The organism is Anaerolinea thermophila (genome assembly GCF_020723905.1).
In the GTDB taxonomy this organism is placed as follows: domain Bacteria; phylum Chloroflexota; class Anaerolineae; order Anaerolineales; family Anaerolineaceae; genus Anaerolinea; species Anaerolinea thermophila_A.
In genome coordinates, this window is sequence record NZ_DYHZ01000008.1 from 208,776 (window position 1) to 225,317 (window position 16,542).

A 16,542-nucleotide genomic window follows, 5' to 3' on the forward strand; every position below is an offset into this window, starting at 1 on the left:
TTTTCCCAAAGTATAGCACGGGAAACTATCTGCTGGCAGGTTCTTTGCTCCTTACGGCTTCGATAATTTCAGCGGCATAGTCAAAGCGATTGAAAGCCGGCATGATATAAATTCCCTGAGCAAATGTGTGAATCTGTTCTGCCAGTTCAATAGCGATGCGTATGCCTTCACGGGCACCATTTTCTCCGGCTTGCTCCATTCGGAAACGGATCTCCTCTGGAATGGTGATGCCCGGCACTTCCTGATGCAGGAAGTTGGCATGGCGACTGCTGGCAAGAGGCAAAATGCCAACCAGCATGGGAATGGGCAGAGGCCCGCCCAGGGCAACCTCAATCTGTTCCAGAAATGCCTTTGCAGGTTCCATTTCGTAAATCGGCTGGGTGAGGATGAAATCGGCACCGGCGCGAAGTTTTCGCCGAAGGTTCTTAATTTCGTTGTCCGGGTCTGCAGGGTTCAAATTGAGCGCACACCCCACAAAGAACGAGGTGGGCTGCCCGATATCGGCTCCAGAATGATCCACGCCGGCATTGAAGCCCTGTTTGATTAATTGAATCAAACCGGAAGGGACAAGGTCATAATTGTCCATTGCCGTTGGATAATCGCCAATGGCGGTGGGATCGCCCATAACCACAAACACATTGCGAATACCGAGAGCGTGCGCTGCCAGCAGGTCGCCCTGGACACGTAAGAGATTTCTCCCCCGGGTGGGGAAGTGCAGGACAGTTTCGATGCCAATTTTGTCCTGTATCAGGTCGCAAACCGCCCATGGGCTCATTCTCATCCTTGCCATGGGAGAATCGGCTACGTCAATGACGTCGGCGCCGGCATCCGCCAGCAGGGATGCACCAGCCAGCAATTTGTGAGTGGAAAATCCACGCGGCGGGTCCATTTCTACAGCAATGACAAATTGTCCCTGCGCCAGTTTTTGCGCCAGTTGAGTGGGGTGATCGGGCTGTGCGGAAACTTCCTGATGGTTGTTTGAAAGGATCAGAATGGTATCCGTTACGCAGGGACGAGGATTGGATTGAAGAGCAAGAGCCATGGCTTCAATATGTTTGGGAGTGGTACCACAACATCCTCCAATCAGGCTGGCACCGGTTTCACAGAATGCCAGCGCATATTCTCCAAAGTATTCAGGCGCGGCAGGATACATGATGCGCCCACCCACCTGTTCGGGCCAGCCGGCGTTGGGCATCACCGAATAGACCGCATCTGGTACAGCCTGGCGCATTTGTTTGAGGATGCGTAAAATCTGATTGGGACCGCCGGAACAGTTGATGCCAATGACATCCGCTCCTGCTTCGTATATTCTGCGGGCAACCTTCTCAGGGGAATCTCCTAACATGGTGCGGTCGTCGCGGGTAAAGGTCATTGAAGCCACCACCGGCAGATCCGGGTCCACATCACGAGCCGCACGAATGGCTTCGAGAACCTCGTAAAGGTCAGTCATGGTCTCAATGATCAGTAAATCAATCCCGGCATCGGACAGGGCTTGAATTTGCTCCAGGAAAGCATCGTATGCCTGTTCCAGTTGCACCCGTCCAAAAGGAGCCAGCCGCACTCCAAGAGGACCTACATCCCCTGCAATCAGGATATCCTTGAATGAAGCCAGAACTACTCGACGTGCCAGTTCCACTCCGGCGCGGTTAATCTCTGCCACCTGATTCTCCAAACCGTGCTTTGCCAGTTTATACCGGTTGGCGCCAAAGGTATTGGTTTGAATGATTTGAGAACCTGCATCAATGTATGCCCGGTGGATATCGGCAACCAGTGCGGGGTTGGTGAGATTCAAAGCATCAAAACACTCACTGAAATCCACCCCTCTTTGATGGAGCAATGTTCCCATTGCACCATCCGAAAGAATTGGACGTTTTTCCTTCAATAATTCTTTAAATTTCATACTCCCTCTCAAACCTTACTTCATTAATTGTTCTATCCGGGATTCCCCAACATTGAAGTACTTCGCCTGTGGATGATGTACGATAATCGCTGCTGTGGACTGTTCGGGAATCAACTGATATGCAGGACTTAAGGACATCTTCAACGCACTTTCAGCCGGGAGTAACTGGAATACCTTTTGATGATCTGCCAGTTCCGGAATCGCAGGGTATCCCCACGAGTATCGCTTTCCCTGACCGGTTGCCAGTCCCAATTCCCGGCGAATGTGATCATGCAGGTAAGCCGCGCTGGCTTCAGCGGTTTGTACCGCCAGTCCATGCACGTAGTAGGCTTCGGTGTAATTGCCTTCTTCCTGTAGACGTTCAAATTTCTCTGTAGCACTTTCTCCCACAGTCACCACTTGAAACGCAACCACATCCATGATTCCTGACTCAACCGACGCATAATAATCCGCCAGACAGAGTCGTTCCCCTTCGGGTTGACGCGGGAAGGTAAAGCGCATCAGTTCAACGGGGGCTCCGGCAACCAGCGAGCGTGGATCATAGATAATGAGGTCATTTCCTTCCGATTGTGCCGGAAAGTATCCATAGACCCCTTGTGGTTTTAACCAGCCTTCTTTGAGGGCATCTCGCTTCATGCGTTCCAGGCGCCCGGTGAATTCGGCTTCCAGTTGCTTCCAGGCTTCGCCGTGTGCGTTCTTTGCTCCCCACGAAAGGCGGAATAATTCATTGATAGAAAGGTACTGAAAAACCAGTTCCAGTGGCATACTATGCACCACCTTAGCGCCCCAGAATGGCACTGTGGGAATTCGTGTAGCAGGTGGGACTTCAGAACGTTCAAGACTTCTGGCACGGTTCCGCTCTCCAGCAGGACGTCTGCCCAGTTCGATTTCCGCTTCCCGGACAATTTGCTGAATGAGGGTCAGGCGGGTGCCCGGGTGCATCAGGGCGTCCATTGTTGCCAGCCCTTCAAAGGCGTCTTTACAGTAAAAAACTCCCGGCTCGTAAAAAGCCCCGTCGTCGGTTTGTAAAATTCTTCTGCCAAAATTACGGTTGATTGCCGCTCCGCCTATCAATACCGGGAACTTCAGCCCGCGGCGGTGTAACTCGTTGACGATTAACGGCATTTGCTTGCTAGTGCTGACCAGAAGTGCGCTCAATCCAATAGCATCCGCCTGGACTTCAACCGCTTTGGTTATAATGGTCTCGGCTGGAACCTGCTTTCCCAAGTCAATCACCGTGTAGCCGTTGTTGCTCAGAATGGTCTTGACCAGGTTTTTCCCAATGTCATGCACATCACCATAAACGGTTGCCAGTACCAGGGTGCCTTTAGAGACGCCTTCTTGCTTTTCCAGATACTGCTCCAGGTGGGTAACGGCTTTTTTCATCACTTCGGCTGACTGCAACACAAACGGCAGGATCAACTCCCCGGCGCCGAAACGATCGCCGACTTCTTTCATTGCAGGTAACAGTACCTCGTTGAGAACCCGCACAGCAGTTTCATGACGAGAGGTTTCACCGGGGCGCTGAAGGATTTCATCAATATCGGCTTCAACGCCTTCTTTCTGGCGGTGTACGATGCGCCAGTGCAATCGTTCTTCGGCAGATTTCCCCACTAAAGCCAATTGCTGCGAGGTGATTTTCTGTTCTTCTTTCCCATGTTCTTCGAAGTACTCAATTAATCGCTGAAGCGCATCGGGACGGCGGTTGAAAATTAAGTCTTCGGCGAGTTCTCGTTCCCCGGCAGGAATATCCGGGTAGGGTGTAATCTGTGCCGGATTGACGATTGCCATATCCAGTCCTGCCTGTACGCAGTGATACAACATTACGCTGTTGAGTACTCCACGGGCGGCAGGTTTTAAGCCAAAAGATACATTCGAGACCCCCAGTGAGGTCAGCACTCCGGGAAGTTCGGCTTTAATCAGCCGGATTCCGTCCATTGTCTCGATGGCTGAACGGTTGAACTCCGGATCGCCGGTGGCGAGGGTAAATGTCAGCGCGTCAAAGACCAGATCCTGAGGGCGCAAGCCAATTTCATCTACAGCCAGATGGTAGATCCGGCGGGCAATCTCCAGTTTTCGCTGAGCCGTTTTTGCCATGCCCTGTTCGTCAATAGTCAATGCAATGACTGCGGCATTGTAGGTTTTTGCCAGTTGCAAAATGCGGGTGGCTTTAGCCATTCCGGCTTCCAGATTGACCGAGTTCAGCAGGCATCGCCCCGGAGCGGTCTTGAGAGCAATTTCCATGACATCCGGTTCGGTGGTGTCAATGACAAAGGGTACCCGAACGGTGGGAGCGAGGGTTTTAATCAAACGACGCATTAACTCGCCTTCATCCGAACGTTCGGTCAGGGCAGTACATAAATCCAGTCCATGAGCGCCGGCATCTACCTGTTGACGGGCAATCTCCAGCGCACCTTCAAAATCCTCAGCCAGAATCATCTTCTTGAAACGAGCACTTCCCTGGGTGTTGAGCCTCTCGCCGATTAAGAACGGCGCTGGTTCCTGCACCATGGGTACGGCTTGAGTGGCAGAAGCCAGCCGCGGCAGGCTGAAAACCGGACGGTGCGCAGCCGGGTGGGTATCGATTTTTTCTACCAGTTTCCGCAGGTGTTCCGGGGTTGTGCCGCAACAGCCGCCTACAATGCCCACGCCAAATTTGTCCACATATTCGCACAGGGCGCTGGCAAACGGTTCGGGTTCGAGCGGGTAAACGGCTTGCCCATCCACGTTAAGGGGCAGCCCGGCGTTTGGAATACAGGATACCGGTACCGGCGCATGTTCTGCCAGATAGCGGATGGGTTCACGCATGTAATCGGGTCCGGTGGAGCAGTTCAACCCGACAGCATCTATTGGCAGTCCTTCCAGAATGGCTAACACGGCGGCAATATCCGTCCCTAAGAGCATTCTACCGGTGGTATCCAGTGTGACCTGTGCCTGCACAGGAATGACAATGCCGGTTTCGGTAAAGGCTTGCTGTATGCCGGCAATGGCGGCTTTGACTTCCAGAATATCCTGCGACGTTTCGATGAGCAGAAGATCCACCCCGCCTTCGATTAACCCCCGGGCTTGCTCTCGGAAGACATCTGCCAGTTCGTCAAAGGTAACATTGGAAAGCTCAGGGTCGTTCATGGAAGGCAATTTACCCGAAGGTCCCATAGAACCGGCTACCAGGCGCATTTGCCCGGTTTTGCGGGTATATTCGTCGGCTAAACGGCGCGCCAGGCTGGCGGCGGTGCGGTTGATCTCCAGCACACGGTTCTGTAATCCATACTCCGCAAGCGTCAATCGGTTTGAGCGGAAGGTATCAGTTTCCAGAACATCCACGCCTACTTCCAGAAAAGAGCGGTGTACGGCTTCCACGGCTTGCGGGTAGGTAAGCACCAGATAATCATTACAACCTGCATATTTCTCTCCACCGAAGTGTTCGGCAGTCAGGTTCTGTTTTTGCAGGCTGGTACCCATAGCACCATCAAATATGGCCACGCGTTTTTGGATTAAGTCCAGGTATCGACGGTTGGTGTAGATGCGCTTCATGCTGTCTCCACAGATAAAAAATGAAACAAAAAACCTCCCTGGAAAGAGAGGCTTGTGGTTCAATCCAACTGCCTCATCTTCCAGAAGACCGCGTTTTGCGGTACATCTGCCGGAATTGGCACCGACTGTATTGCCGGTTGCCGAGGTTTCACAGGGCCGGTCCCTCCACCTCTCTCGATGAGTGGGCAAAATTGCCCTTTTAATTTCGCTCAATCATACCATATTTGATGAGAAAGCGCAAAAATTTTGGAGCCATTTTTCACTTGAAAGATATACAATGAATAAAAAATTGCCGGAGGCCTGAAATGAAAATCCCTCTCTTGAAACCCTCCACGCTGGCTTTTTTGAGAGAAGCCAGAAAAACCAGAAATTTCACCCTGTTTGATGCGATCCATGGATACATTTATTTGCGTTTTCCCTACCTGTACATTTCTTTAGCCAAAGGTGACCATCCCCTTTCCCGCCAATTAGCCCCTGTATTGCGTTGGATTGGACGGATCATTGAACTTCAGGCGAAGCAGGGCGGAAATGGGAACAATCCAGGTTTTGCAGATACCTATCATGGTAAAGTGATGCCAGTTCAGGAAGCGAAGCAACTGGTGTCCATCAAACAACCCATTCATCTGGAGAATCTTGAACAGGTCATCCCGTTCTCTCGTGCAAAGGATTTAATTCTGGAAAATCCGGATCACATTGCTGTGCTGGATTGCCCCTGTCGGGCGGGTAAGCCGCAACATTGCCTTCCACTGGATGTGTGCATCATTGTGGGAGAGCCTTTTGTCCGGTTTGTGCTGGAGCATCATCCCAAAAGAGCCCGACGCATTACTTCAGAAGAGGCAATGAGGATTCTTGAAGAGGAGGATGAACGGGGGCACGTTCATCACGCCTTTTTTAAGGACGCCATGCTGGGGCGTTTTTATGCCATCTGTAATTGCTGTTCCTGCTGTTGTGGGGCAATGAAAGCCCAGCGAGAAGGTACGCCCATGTTGATTTCTTCGGGATTTGTGAGCGCTGTGGATGAAGAGCGATGTATCGCCTGTGGAACATGTGCTCAGGTTTGCCCGTTTGATGCGATTCAGGTCAATGGACATGCAGTGATTCTGTCAGAGCGTTGTATGGGATGTGGTGTATGCGTGGGGCATTGTCTGCAAGAGGCACTTTCTTTGCAACGAGACCCTTCTCGTGGTGAACCGCTGGAGATTCGCCGTCTGCTTGAGATGGCATCTCCAAGCCCTGAGGATTGAGGTTATAATCAACCATATGAGCACCGGACAGCGTCCTTTTCCTCCATTTCGTTCTTTTCTCTGGGCAAGTGTTCTGCTCGGGTTGTTAGGATGGGGTGGTTTAGCCGTACTTGTGGTAACTACTCTGCCCACTTTATTCCCCCGCTGGATGTTTTTCTATCTTTTCATGTGTGCGCTGAGCGGTCTGGCGTTACCGGTGGCGTATTTCCTGAACCTGCGTTTTCGCACCCATCCTCCTGCAACGAGCGGGGTCATTCTACGCGAAGCCATGTGGGTGGGGGTTTATGGCTGTCTGGTCGCATGGTTACAGATAGGTCGTATGCTGACTCCGTTGCTGGCGCTTGTGTTAGCCTGTGGTTTTGCCATTGTAGAAGTTTTATTGAGAATTTATGAGATCAGCCGCTGGCAACCAGAACAGGGCGAGGATGAACCACCTGCGTGATATTCCTTCCGTAGATGCTCTCTTGCAACACCCCAGAGCAGATGATCTGCAAAAGCGGTTTGGACGTTCTCTTTTGCTGAGCGGGGTGCGTTCTGTTTTGGAAGACACCCGGCTCCAACTCGTACAATCGCCCGATAAAGTCTCCCTGGATGTGGAATTCCTTCTTGAGCAGGTAGAAACTCTGTTAGCCCGGTGGGTGGCTCCTACCCTGGTTCCGGTGATCAATGCTACCGGGGTAATTTTGCACACCAATCTGGGCAGGGCGCCGCTCAGTCCTCAGGCAATTCGGGCAATTAACGAAACGGCAAGCGGTTATTGCACACTGGAATACGATCTGACACGCGGTGGACGTGGTTCTCGCAGTGTTCATGCTGAGATGTTACTGCAACGCCTGACAGGCGCGGAGGCAGCACTGGTGGTGAACAACAACGCCGCCGCCGTTTTGCTGGTGCTTACTGCGCTGGCACGCCGGCGTGGGGTGTTGATTTCCCGTACCCAACTGGTGGAAATTGGGGGCGGTTTTCGCGTTCCCGAAGTCATGGCGCAGTCGGGTGCAAAGTTAATTGAGGTTGGCACCACCAATCGGGTGCGCCTGGAAGACTACGAAGACGCCTTACATTCTCACCCCGTTTCACTGGTTTTACGGGCTCATCACAGTAATTTTCGTATTATTGGCTTTACCACCGAACCTTCTTTGAAAGAACTGGTTGAACTGGCACATCGGCACAATCTCCCTCTGATGGACGATCTGGGTTCCGGTGCCCTTCTGGATACTGCCAGATTTGGCCTGGCACACGAGCCTATGGTGCAGGAATCCCTTGCAGCCGGTGCAGATGTGGTCTGTTTTTCAGGCGATAAATTGCTGGGAGGTCCGCAGGCAGGGATTATTTTAGGGCGCAAAGAATGGCTTGCCCGGATTAAGAAACATCCTCTGGCGCGGGCAGTTCGTCCCGATAAACTCACCCTTGCTGCGCTTTCCGCCACACTGATTCATTACCTCAAAGGCGAAGCCGAACAAACGATTCCTGTGTGGCGCATGATTGCCCAAACGCCTGAATGCCTTCGCGAGCGAGCGCTGGCGTGGCAGACGGCTCTTGGATCCGGAGAGGTGCTTGCTTCTCTATCGACGGTAGGAGGGGGTAGTCTTCCGGAAGAAACCCTGCCCACTTATGTGCTTGCCTTGACGGTGCAAAAACCGAACGCTTTCCTTGCCGCTCTGAGAAAGTGCACTCCGCCGGTGATTGCGCGAATCGAGGAGGAACGCGTGATGTTGGATCCCCGGACGGTGCTACCCGAACAGGACTCGCTGTTACTTCATCATCTAAGCAATCTTCTACAGAACCAGAAACGAAAGGAAGCCACATCATGAAAAATGATCTCCACCGCCTCATGGCAGAACATGAACTGGATGCAATTTGGGTTGTCGGTCCCGCCATGCATAACCCACCAATGGTCTACTTAACCGGGGGTGGCCATATTACCCAGGGAGATCTGATCCTCAAACGCGGAGAAAAAGGGGTCTTATTTCACGGTCCAATGGAGCGAGATGAGGCAGCCCGTACGGGGTTGATTACCCGCAGTTATTCTAATTATCCCTTTGCTGAATTGCTCAAAGAAGCCAACCAGAATCGCTTCCGTGCCAGTGTTTTACGCTTGAAACGTATGTTGGAGGACTTAAACCTGACTCAGGGGCGCATCATGCTTTACGGTCAGTACGATGCCGGGGTTGCCTTTGCGCTCTTTGATGCTTTGCAAAAAGAACTTCCCGGTTTAACTGTCCTGGGAGATGTAGAGAATCAGGTCCTTCAACAGGCCATGTTGACCAAGGACAGGGAAGAAGTAGACCGAATCCGCAGGGTGGGAGAAAAAACGGTAGAGGTAATTGCCAACACGGCAGATTTTCTTACCTCCCAAAAAGTCCGGGGAGATGTTCTGGTTGACTCTGAAGGTAAGCCTGTTACAGTTGGACGGGTTAAACGGTTGATTAACCTGTGGCTGGCAGAACGCGATCTGGAAAATCCGGAAGGGACCATTTTCGCTATAGGAAGGGATGCCGGGGTACCACATTCCAGCGGCAATGCTCAGGATGTCATCAAGACTGGACAGACTATTGTCTTTGATATCTTCCCCTGCGAGGCAGGCGGAGGGTACTTTTTCGATATCACCCGGACGTGGTGTATTGGGCATGCACCCGAGGCGGTAGAGAAGGTTTATGAACAGGTGCTTTCGGTATTTCACACCGTTTCGGCGGAGGTGCGCATCCATGGGCATTTCCGGGATTTACAGCGGCGCACCTGTGAACTTTTTGAAGCCATGGGGCATCCCACTGTGTTGACGCAACCCCAGACCGAGGTGGGGTATGTACACAGCCTGGGGCATGGCGTCGGGTTGAATATCCATGAAAAGCCACTTTCTGGTTTGATGGCTGCCCCAGAAGATGATGTACTTTTGCCGGGGAGTGTGATTACAATAGAGCCGGGTTTGTATTATCCTGAGCAGGGTATGGGAGTTCGTCTGGAAAATACCCTTTACCTTTCTCAGGATGGTACAGTTGAAACCCTGGCAAATTACCCGCTGGATCTGGTATTGGAGTTAAAGGGCTAACGGAAAGCATGGACAAACGAAAAGATCTCTCCAGACAGCCTGTACGAGTGCTGGGTATTGAAACTTCATGTGACGAGACTGCCGCGGCGGTTGTCGAGGATGGGCGCATTCCTCTTTCAAACGTGGTGGCATCCCAGGCGGAATTGCACAAAAAGTATGGAGGAGTCTTCCCTGAGGTAGCCTCACGCCAGCACATTCGCACCATTTATGCGGTTGTAGATGAAGCCCTGCAAAAATCGCACCTCAGTCTGAGAGATCTGGATGCCGTGGCAGTTACGCGGGGACCCGGCCTGGCAGGATCACTGGTGGTTGGTATGAACACTGCCAAAGGGATTGCCCTGGCGGGAAATCTGCCCTTGATTGGAGTCAACCACCTTGAGGGACATCTTTATGCCGCCTGGGTGCGACGCGATGAGCATGATGATCATCCAGAGCCGCAGTTCCCTCTGGTGGCTTTGCTGGTCTCGGGTGGGCACACCGAGTTAATCTTAATCACCGATCATTTGCAATATAAACGTCTGGGTGGCACACTGGATGATGCGGCCGGCGAAGCCTTCGATAAAGTGGCGCGTCTGTTGGGTTTGCCTTATCCCGGTGGCCCCTCGATTCAAAATGCGGCCCTGCGCGGCAATCCCGAAGCCTTTTCCTTTCCGCGTGCTCGCCTGGATGGTACCTGGAATTTTTCCTTTAGCGGATTGAAGACTGCGGTGCTGAGAGTAGTGCGAGAATTTGAAGAAAAACAGCAACCTCTTCCCGTTGAAGACCTTGCCGCCAGTTTTCAAGCCGCGGTGGTGGATGTGCTGTTTACCAAGACGCTTCAAGCCGCGCGCATGTTTAAAGCACAGGAAATTCTGTTAGCCGGAGGAGTTTCAGCCAATCTTGCTTTACGTGCTGCCTTCACGGGGCAAAACGAATTTCGGGTCCATATTCCCGATCTGTCCTTGTGTACCGACAATGCTGTCATGATTGCAACGGCTGGATATTATCGCTGGCTTCACGGACAGCGAGATCCGCTGGATCTGGATGTCTTGCCTACCTGGCAATTGCTTTGATTACAGGTCACGAAATTTGAGGAACTGCATCTAAATGAATGAGCCGAACGTTAAAAAACCTCTCTCCGTGCAAGCCTTGAAAGCGGGAAATCGGGAAGAATTTGCCCGCATGGTGGAACAGTACTCACCGGGGATTTATCGCCTTGCGCTCAAGATGCTGGGGAATGCCCAGGATGCTGAAGATGTGCTTCAGGAAACATTCCTGAAAGCCTTACGCGCTTTACCCGGTTTTGAAGAGCGTTCCAGTCTTTCCACATGGTTGTACCGGATTGCTATGAATGAAGCCCTGATGATTTTACGAAAAAAGCGTCCTGAGGCTTTTTCGCTGGAAGATCAGACCACCAGTCAGGAAGACGGAGAAAGTATTGAAGAACCGCGGGATATTGTAGACTGGTGCTGCCTGCCTGAGAATGAATTGCTCAGTTCTGAAGCCAGGGATTTCTTGAACCGTGCCGTTGAACAACTTTCGCCGGCTTTGCGCGCGGTTTTTGTCCTGCGGGATTTACAGGATTTAAGCGTCCGGGAGACTGCCGAAGCATTGGGGATTTCCGAAACTGCGGTTAAAACCCGGTTATTGCGTGCACGGTTGAAATTGCGTGAAGAACTCTCGGCTTACTATGGTCACCGGATGGAGGTGTTGGGATATGACCGAATCGAAAGAATGTGAGCGGTTACTGCATTCCCTGGGGGAATATGTGGATGGCGAACTCAGCGAAGACTTGTGCACCGAGATTGAACGTCACTTGCTGGAGTGTCATAACTGTCAGGTGGTGGTCAATACCTTACGAAAAACAATTGAACTGTATCATGAAGAAGAGGAGCAGGAAACTCTTCCGCCTGAAGTGGGACGTCGGCTGTACATGCGTCTGAACCTTGAAGATTATTTACGTCCTTAATCCCATCTGTGCCTTTCTCTGTTGTAACTTTTTTGCTCACTGAGCATCTATCTGTTTGTGCATGGAAGAGGTTCATGTGAACTCATCCCCTGAAGGGGAGGACGAATCCCTTAAGCCTGTGCTGATCCCGCTGGAGGATCAGTACAGGGGGAAGGCTACCGGTGCGGGTTCGCTTTGTCCGAAATGTCATCAGGGAGTGCTGGATTACGATGGAATGCTGAACCTTTCCTGCCCGGTGTGTGGATACAAAGAAGGTGGTTGTTTCACCTGATAAACCAGAATGAGATGTCCTGTATGGACAAAAAAGGAGAATGAAAAAATGGAAAAGATGTTAGACGAGAATATTCGACAACAGGTGCGTGAGTTCTTTGAGGCGCTGGAGAAACCTGTCCAGATTCTGTTCTTTGGGTCTGATGATAAATCTGTGTGTCAGTACTGTGAGGAAACCCGCCAGTTGCTCACCGAAGTATGTGAGTTGTCCGATAAACTGGATCTCAAAGTGTACAATTTAAATGAGAACCCGGAACTGGCACAGCAATACAAGGTGGATGCGGTTCCAACCTTTGTGATACTGGGAAAAGACGGCGATACCCTGACAGATTATGGGATTCGTTACAAAGGCATTCCGGCCGGGCATGAATTTACTTCGCTGGTCAATTCGATCTTGATTGTTTCCCGCCGTGATTCGGGACTGTCGCCGGAAACCCGTGAATTCTTGAAGACGCTGGACAAGCCAGTCCATCTGCAGGTGTTTGTCACGCCGACTTGTCCATATTGCCCGCGCGCGGTAGTGCTGGCGCATCAAATGGCGCTGGAAAGCCCTATGGTAGAAGCCGAGATGGTGGAAGCAATGGAATTTCCTGAACTCTCTGACCAGTACGGAGTTTCTGGCGTTCCCCATACCACGATTAATTTTGGCGCTGAGCACATGGTAGGCGCGGCTCCCGAACACATGCTGATTGATCACATTCAGCGGGCACTTGGAAAGAATTAAGTATTTTGGAGGAGGATGCGGGTATGGATGCGAAAGCCACATGGAAACACGGGTTGTCCTTTGAAGGTTGGGCATCAAGCGGATTTACGGTTAACCTTGGTGCTGCGCAAGAAGTAGGCGGGGAGAATGACGGTTTCCGTCCCATGGAACTGCTTCTGGTTGGTCTGGCAGGATGCACTGCCATGGATGTAATTTCGATACTGGAGAAAAAGCGTCAACAGGTTACAGGATTCGAAGTCCGAGCCCACGCGGAACGTGCCAACGAACATCCGAAGGTGTTTACCGAAATCACCCTGGAATATGTGGTGACCGGGCATAACATTGACCCTGAAGCCGTCAAACGGGCTGTTGAACTTTCTGAGAACAAATACTGCTCGGCGCAAGCCATGCTGGGAAAAACAGCAAATATCCAGCATAAGATCACTATTCTGGAAGGCTAGAAGGAAGCAATAGAAACAGGGCTGTGAGTTTACTGGCACAGCCCTGTTTTGCATTTTCAGGATGGTGAGGATACAGTGTCGTGATCTGGAATGAGGGTTTCCACATCCCGAACCAGCGGATTCATCCAGCCTGAAATCGCCACCCCCAAAATCACCACGCCACTCAAGAAGATGATTGTCCCCATGCCTGCCCCGGGACCAGTTCCGGTTAGAGGGGCAAAAATGGTGGACAACGGAGAGGTGTTGCTTTTCATGGTGGGTTCGAAGAGAAAATCTGCCAGTGGACCGGCAATGAGCATGGCGAGAGGGGCAGTAATTTGGGCAATCATCCGACGGATGGAGAAGACCCGTCCCTGCAGATCAGGGGGAACTTTGGATTGCCAGATGGCTTGATTACTGCTGTTGATGATGGGTCCAAAGAAACTGGCGAAGAAAGCAGCGGCAATCCAGACGGGTAAACCGAATCGTAATCCGTACAGCATTTCCCCCAGCAATCCACTCAGGAACCAACCGCCCAGCACGCCGTAAACTTTCTTTTTGGGCCCTCCCCAGATTGATATGAGAATGCTCCCGGCAATCCCTCCGGCAGATCCCACTGATTGAACAAGTCCAAGGATTGCGGCGTTATCCCCCGTTCTGGCAAGAATCATAGGAGATGTAAGAACCCCAGCCAGCGTAGACATGAGGTTTCCGGAAAAAAAGACTAACTGCAGGAAGAGCAAACTGCGTCGGTTCAAAATGTAACGGAAGCCGAATAACGCTTCTTTGAAAATAGACCCCTGTCCTTCCAGGGACTCCTGTGAGCGGGGCACAGGGGGGACAAAAATCCACAGGAGCATGGCAATGGCAAAGATGAAAGTGACGATGTCAATGATCAAAATACCACTCACTCCAATAACACCAATTAAGGCGCCAGCCATCACCGGAGAAAGTATCCCCGAGCCCCATTCAGCAAGTGACATCATCCCAGAGGCGCGGCTGTAGTGCTCCTTGGGAATCATCACGGAGATTGCCGCTGAATAGGCGGGCCACTGGAAGGACTGAAAGATACCGGTGAATGCACCGGCAATATACATGTGCCAGATTTGCAGGATGCCCTGTGAGTACAGGATCAGGATAACAATGGTTGCCAGCCCTGCAGCCAGATCGCTCAGCATCATCACCAGTTTCTTGTTCCAGCGATCCACCAGGACACCCGCAAAAGGGCTGAAAAGGATGGAGGGACCAAAACTGAAGAACGCCATCAGCGATAAAGCAGTAGCAGAACCGGTCAGTTTCCATGCCCAGATGGTCAAAGCAAAACCGCTCATGGAAGACCCCATGAGCGACACCACCTGACCAAACCATACCAGAGTGAAGGCAGTCATACCACGAGGACGATGAAGAGCCATGTTGATGAATACTCCTTTGGTTCAGGTTTAACGGGTTTGTGCTTGAATTTGACTTGCCTGATCTGAGCAGACACAGGCTTTCACAGACCGGTTTTGTCTGGTCAACCAGCCTTCGTAAGGCGCCGCGCCATTGCGGGCAATCCATCCCTCCAGATTGAATGGGATAACCCCATCGGCGGGAATCCACTCACCGTTAAATTTGCGGGCAATGTGAACATGCGTTCCGGTAGCCCTTCCGCCTTCGCAGGAAGGTTTTCCAATCGGGTCACCCGCTTGCAGTTCGCTTCCCAGCGGCGCTTTACCGTCTGAGGCTATGTGCAGGTAAAAGATCACCCAGCCGGTGCGTTCGTCGCCGTCTCCATCCAGGTCCAGTACAGCGATTCCCGTCCCGGTGCGCACAATTTTCCCGCTGGCAACCGCGGTAGCAAATTCTTCGGTATCCGAGCATCCGCCAACCACAGAAGGGGGAGCAAAGTCCAGCGCGGCAAAGGGTTCGCCTTCTCCCCAGGCGGTATGAGGACCGCCCGTAAATGACCAGGATTTACCTGCGCCAAATGGAAGGCTCAGTTCGGGCTGACGCAAACTACCCGGAATGTGAGGCTCGCTTGTCCAGGGATCTCCAAACAACTGTTGATAGGTTCGGGCAAACCCTTCGGAAGAAATGGCAATTCGATAACCCTCGATTGTTAGCCGGCGGGCAAAATAAACCTGTAAAGCCACCGTGGCTGCATTTTGCCAGGGATCCGGGCGCTCCAGTTGTCCATCCGGCAGGGTAATCTCCAGACGGCGCTGCCGCCAGGTGTAATACTGCTGATTGAGAAAATTGGCTGTCCATGCCAGTTGCCGGTAAAGTCCTCGATAGGAAATATCCTCTTCTCCCAGCGGATACGCATCTAGACCTTCGGGCATTCTGGGATTGGTTAAAGCGCCTAACTGATATTCCAGAATGGCGAGCAGTACTCTGGGACTGATGGAGTAGTTATTTGCCACGTATTCGACAATTTCTGCGCCGCTTCTTTCACGATCGGCGACATACTCGCTGTAAAAACGCAGCCAGCCAGGCTGAAGAAGGACAAATTTCTGAGTGTCAAAACCGATCAGCGCAGGTCCATTGACAAAGTGACTGTCCGGAAGAATCTGGTATGGACTTCCCCACAGGGGTTGATAGTAAATGGGGATTTTCATGGGCATACCCGGTGGCATGGTGGTGGCATCGGCTGGAATGAAAGGATTGGCTTCCAGGATTTCTTTGACAGTGGTGTTAAAATGTGCTGCAATTGCCGGTAGTGTATCGCCGGTTTGCGCCACATAATCCACCAGTTCCCCCGGTTGATAAACGGGCCGGGTTGGCATGGGAGTAGGGGTGTCCTGTGGCGCGTCTACAGGCTGTCCAGGCAGGTTCGCGGAATCTGAGAAGGACTGTGCCTGGCTGTTTTCGAGCGGAGCACAGGCGCTCAACAGGAATGTGCAGATCCATCCCATCAGGATGCCTGCAAACAGAAAACGTTTCCAGAAGTTTACCACGGCAAGGATTATAACGCTTTATAATCTTTTTCATGAGAAATTGCAGGAAAGCCTTGCTGACACTTCTACTCGGTATTCTGCTCATCAATGCTGGGTGTAACCTGCCTTTCTCGGTTTTGCCTTCGATGTCCTCTGTGCCCAGACAGGAAATCCGGGCTATCGAGACGCTTCCTGCTCCTACCGCTTCTCCAACGTTGAATTTTAAACCTCAGCGGGTTACAGCAACCAAAACCCCTGTCCCACCCTTATTGCCATCCCCATCATCTCCTCCCTCTCCTCAGTTCTCCGATCAATCACTGGTTTTGATGCTGGATGATGGTGCAAACTGGCATGTCATGGTCAAGGAGGTCGAGGGTGAAGTGCTTTTTGAATGGCATTCTGATGAAATGATTCACCCTGCCTCAGTGGTTAAGATTGCGCTGGGGATGCTGGTGTTTCGTTTGCTGGAACAACAGGGAGGAGAGTCGTAACTGTCCCAAAGCTGGTGGGATTTGAAAAAAGAGCAAGCCCGGAGTAATATG

Annotated in this window: 15 protein-coding genes and 1 riboswitch; of the genes, 11 read left to right on the forward strand and 4 right to left on the reverse strand. The window is 51.9% G+C overall.

All coding sequences use genetic code 11. The features are described from left to right. Positions 1-25: 25 nt before the first annotated feature. Both LHF31_RS13090 and metH read right to left on the reverse strand, forming a co-directional pair. Positions 26-1,900, reverse strand: a complete 1,875-nt coding sequence (locus tag LHF31_RS13090) for a bifunctional homocysteine S-methyltransferase/methylenetetrahydrofolate reductase (protein WP_298009453.1) — start codon at positions 1,898-1,900, stop codon at positions 26-28. A gap of 15 nt (positions 1,901-1,915) precedes the next feature. Then, entirely contained in the window at positions 1,916-5,434 is a 3,519-nt protein-coding gene (gene metH, locus LHF31_RS13095; RefSeq protein ID WP_298009456.1) for a methionine synthase, read from the reverse strand. A gap of 70 nt (positions 5,435-5,504) precedes the next feature. Next, positions 5,505-5,618, reverse strand: a riboswitch (SAM riboswitch). A 121-nt stretch (positions 5,619-5,739) separates the two neighbouring features. On the opposite strand from metH, the gene LHF31_RS13100 reads away from it, so the two are divergent. The 10 genes from LHF31_RS13100 to LHF31_RS13145 all read left to right on the forward strand — a co-directional run bounded on the left by LHF31_RS13100 (position 5,740) and on the right by LHF31_RS13145 (position 13,106). Beyond that, complete coding sequence (locus LHF31_RS13100; protein WP_298009459.1) at positions 5,740-6,678, forward strand: 4Fe-4S dicluster domain-containing protein; 939 nt, start codon at positions 5,740-5,742, stop codon at positions 6,676-6,678. Between the two features lie 16 nt (positions 6,679-6,694). Continuing rightward, positions 6,695-7,120, forward strand: a complete 426-nt coding sequence (locus LHF31_RS13105; protein WP_298009462.1) for a hypothetical protein — start codon at positions 6,695-6,697, stop codon at positions 7,118-7,120. Then, entirely contained in the window at positions 7,104-8,489 is a 1,386-nt protein-coding gene (gene selA, locus LHF31_RS13110) for an L-seryl-tRNA(Sec) selenium transferase (RefSeq protein WP_298009464.1), read from the forward strand. The genes LHF31_RS13105 and selA overlap by 17 nt, the downstream gene beginning before the upstream one ends. Next, complete coding sequence (locus LHF31_RS13115) at positions 8,486-9,724, forward strand: Xaa-Pro peptidase family protein (protein WP_298009467.1); 1,239 nt, start codon at positions 8,486-8,488, stop codon at positions 9,722-9,724. Before selA ends, LHF31_RS13115 begins: the two co-directional genes overlap by 4 nt. 8 nt (positions 9,725-9,732) lie before the next feature. After that, the gene (gene tsaD / locus LHF31_RS13120; protein ID WP_298009469.1) at positions 9,733-10,776 is read left to right on the forward strand and encodes a tRNA (adenosine(37)-N6)-threonylcarbamoyltransferase complex transferase subunit TsaD; all 1,044 of its coding nucleotides are present in this window, start codon (positions 9,733-9,735) and stop codon (positions 10,774-10,776) included. 34 nt (positions 10,777-10,810) lie between these two features. After that, the gene (locus LHF31_RS13125; protein WP_298009472.1) at positions 10,811-11,443 is read left to right on the forward strand and encodes an RNA polymerase sigma factor; all 633 of its coding nucleotides are present in this window, start codon (positions 10,811-10,813) and stop codon (positions 11,441-11,443) included. Next, positions 11,421-11,672, forward strand: coding sequence for an anti-sigma factor (locus tag LHF31_RS13130; RefSeq protein WP_298009475.1), 252 nt, complete (start codon positions 11,421-11,423; stop codon positions 11,670-11,672). Before LHF31_RS13125 ends, LHF31_RS13130 begins: the two co-directional genes overlap by 23 nt. Positions 11,673-11,748: 76 nt before the next feature. Next, positions 11,749-11,943, forward strand: a complete 195-nt coding sequence (locus tag LHF31_RS13135; RefSeq protein ID WP_298009477.1) for a hypothetical protein — start codon at positions 11,749-11,751, stop codon at positions 11,941-11,943. 48 nt (positions 11,944-11,991) lie between these two features. Further along, on the forward strand, positions 11,992-12,666 hold the full coding sequence (locus LHF31_RS13140) for a thioredoxin family protein (protein ID WP_298009480.1): 675 nt from the start codon (positions 11,992-11,994) through the stop codon (positions 12,664-12,666). Positions 12,667-12,689: 23 nt separating this feature from the next. Continuing rightward, positions 12,690-13,106 (forward strand): OsmC family protein, encoded by a 417-nt coding sequence (locus tag LHF31_RS13145; RefSeq protein WP_298009483.1) that lies wholly within the window; start codon positions 12,690-12,692, stop codon positions 13,104-13,106. A 56-nt stretch (positions 13,107-13,162) separates the two neighbouring features. Here LHF31_RS13145 and LHF31_RS13150 read toward each other — a convergent pair whose 3' ends face one another. Next, positions 13,163-14,497, reverse strand: coding sequence for an MFS transporter (locus LHF31_RS13150; protein WP_303774291.1), 1,335 nt, complete (start codon positions 14,495-14,497; stop codon positions 13,163-13,165). Positions 14,498-14,524: 27 nt separating this feature from the next. After that, positions 14,525-15,979 carry a LysM peptidoglycan-binding domain-containing protein gene (locus LHF31_RS13155; protein ID WP_298008844.1) on the reverse strand — a complete coding sequence of 485 codons (1,455 nt, stop codon included), beginning with the start codon at positions 15,977-15,979 and terminating at the stop codon, positions 14,525-14,527. Positions 15,980-16,074: 95 nt separating this feature from the next. Here LHF31_RS13155 and LHF31_RS13160 point away from each other — a divergent pair, with 95 nt between their 5' ends. Further along, positions 16,075-16,491, forward strand: coding sequence for a hypothetical protein (locus LHF31_RS13160; protein ID WP_303774292.1), 417 nt, complete (start codon positions 16,075-16,077; stop codon positions 16,489-16,491). The last annotated feature ends 51 nt before the right edge of the window (positions 16,492-16,542 follow it).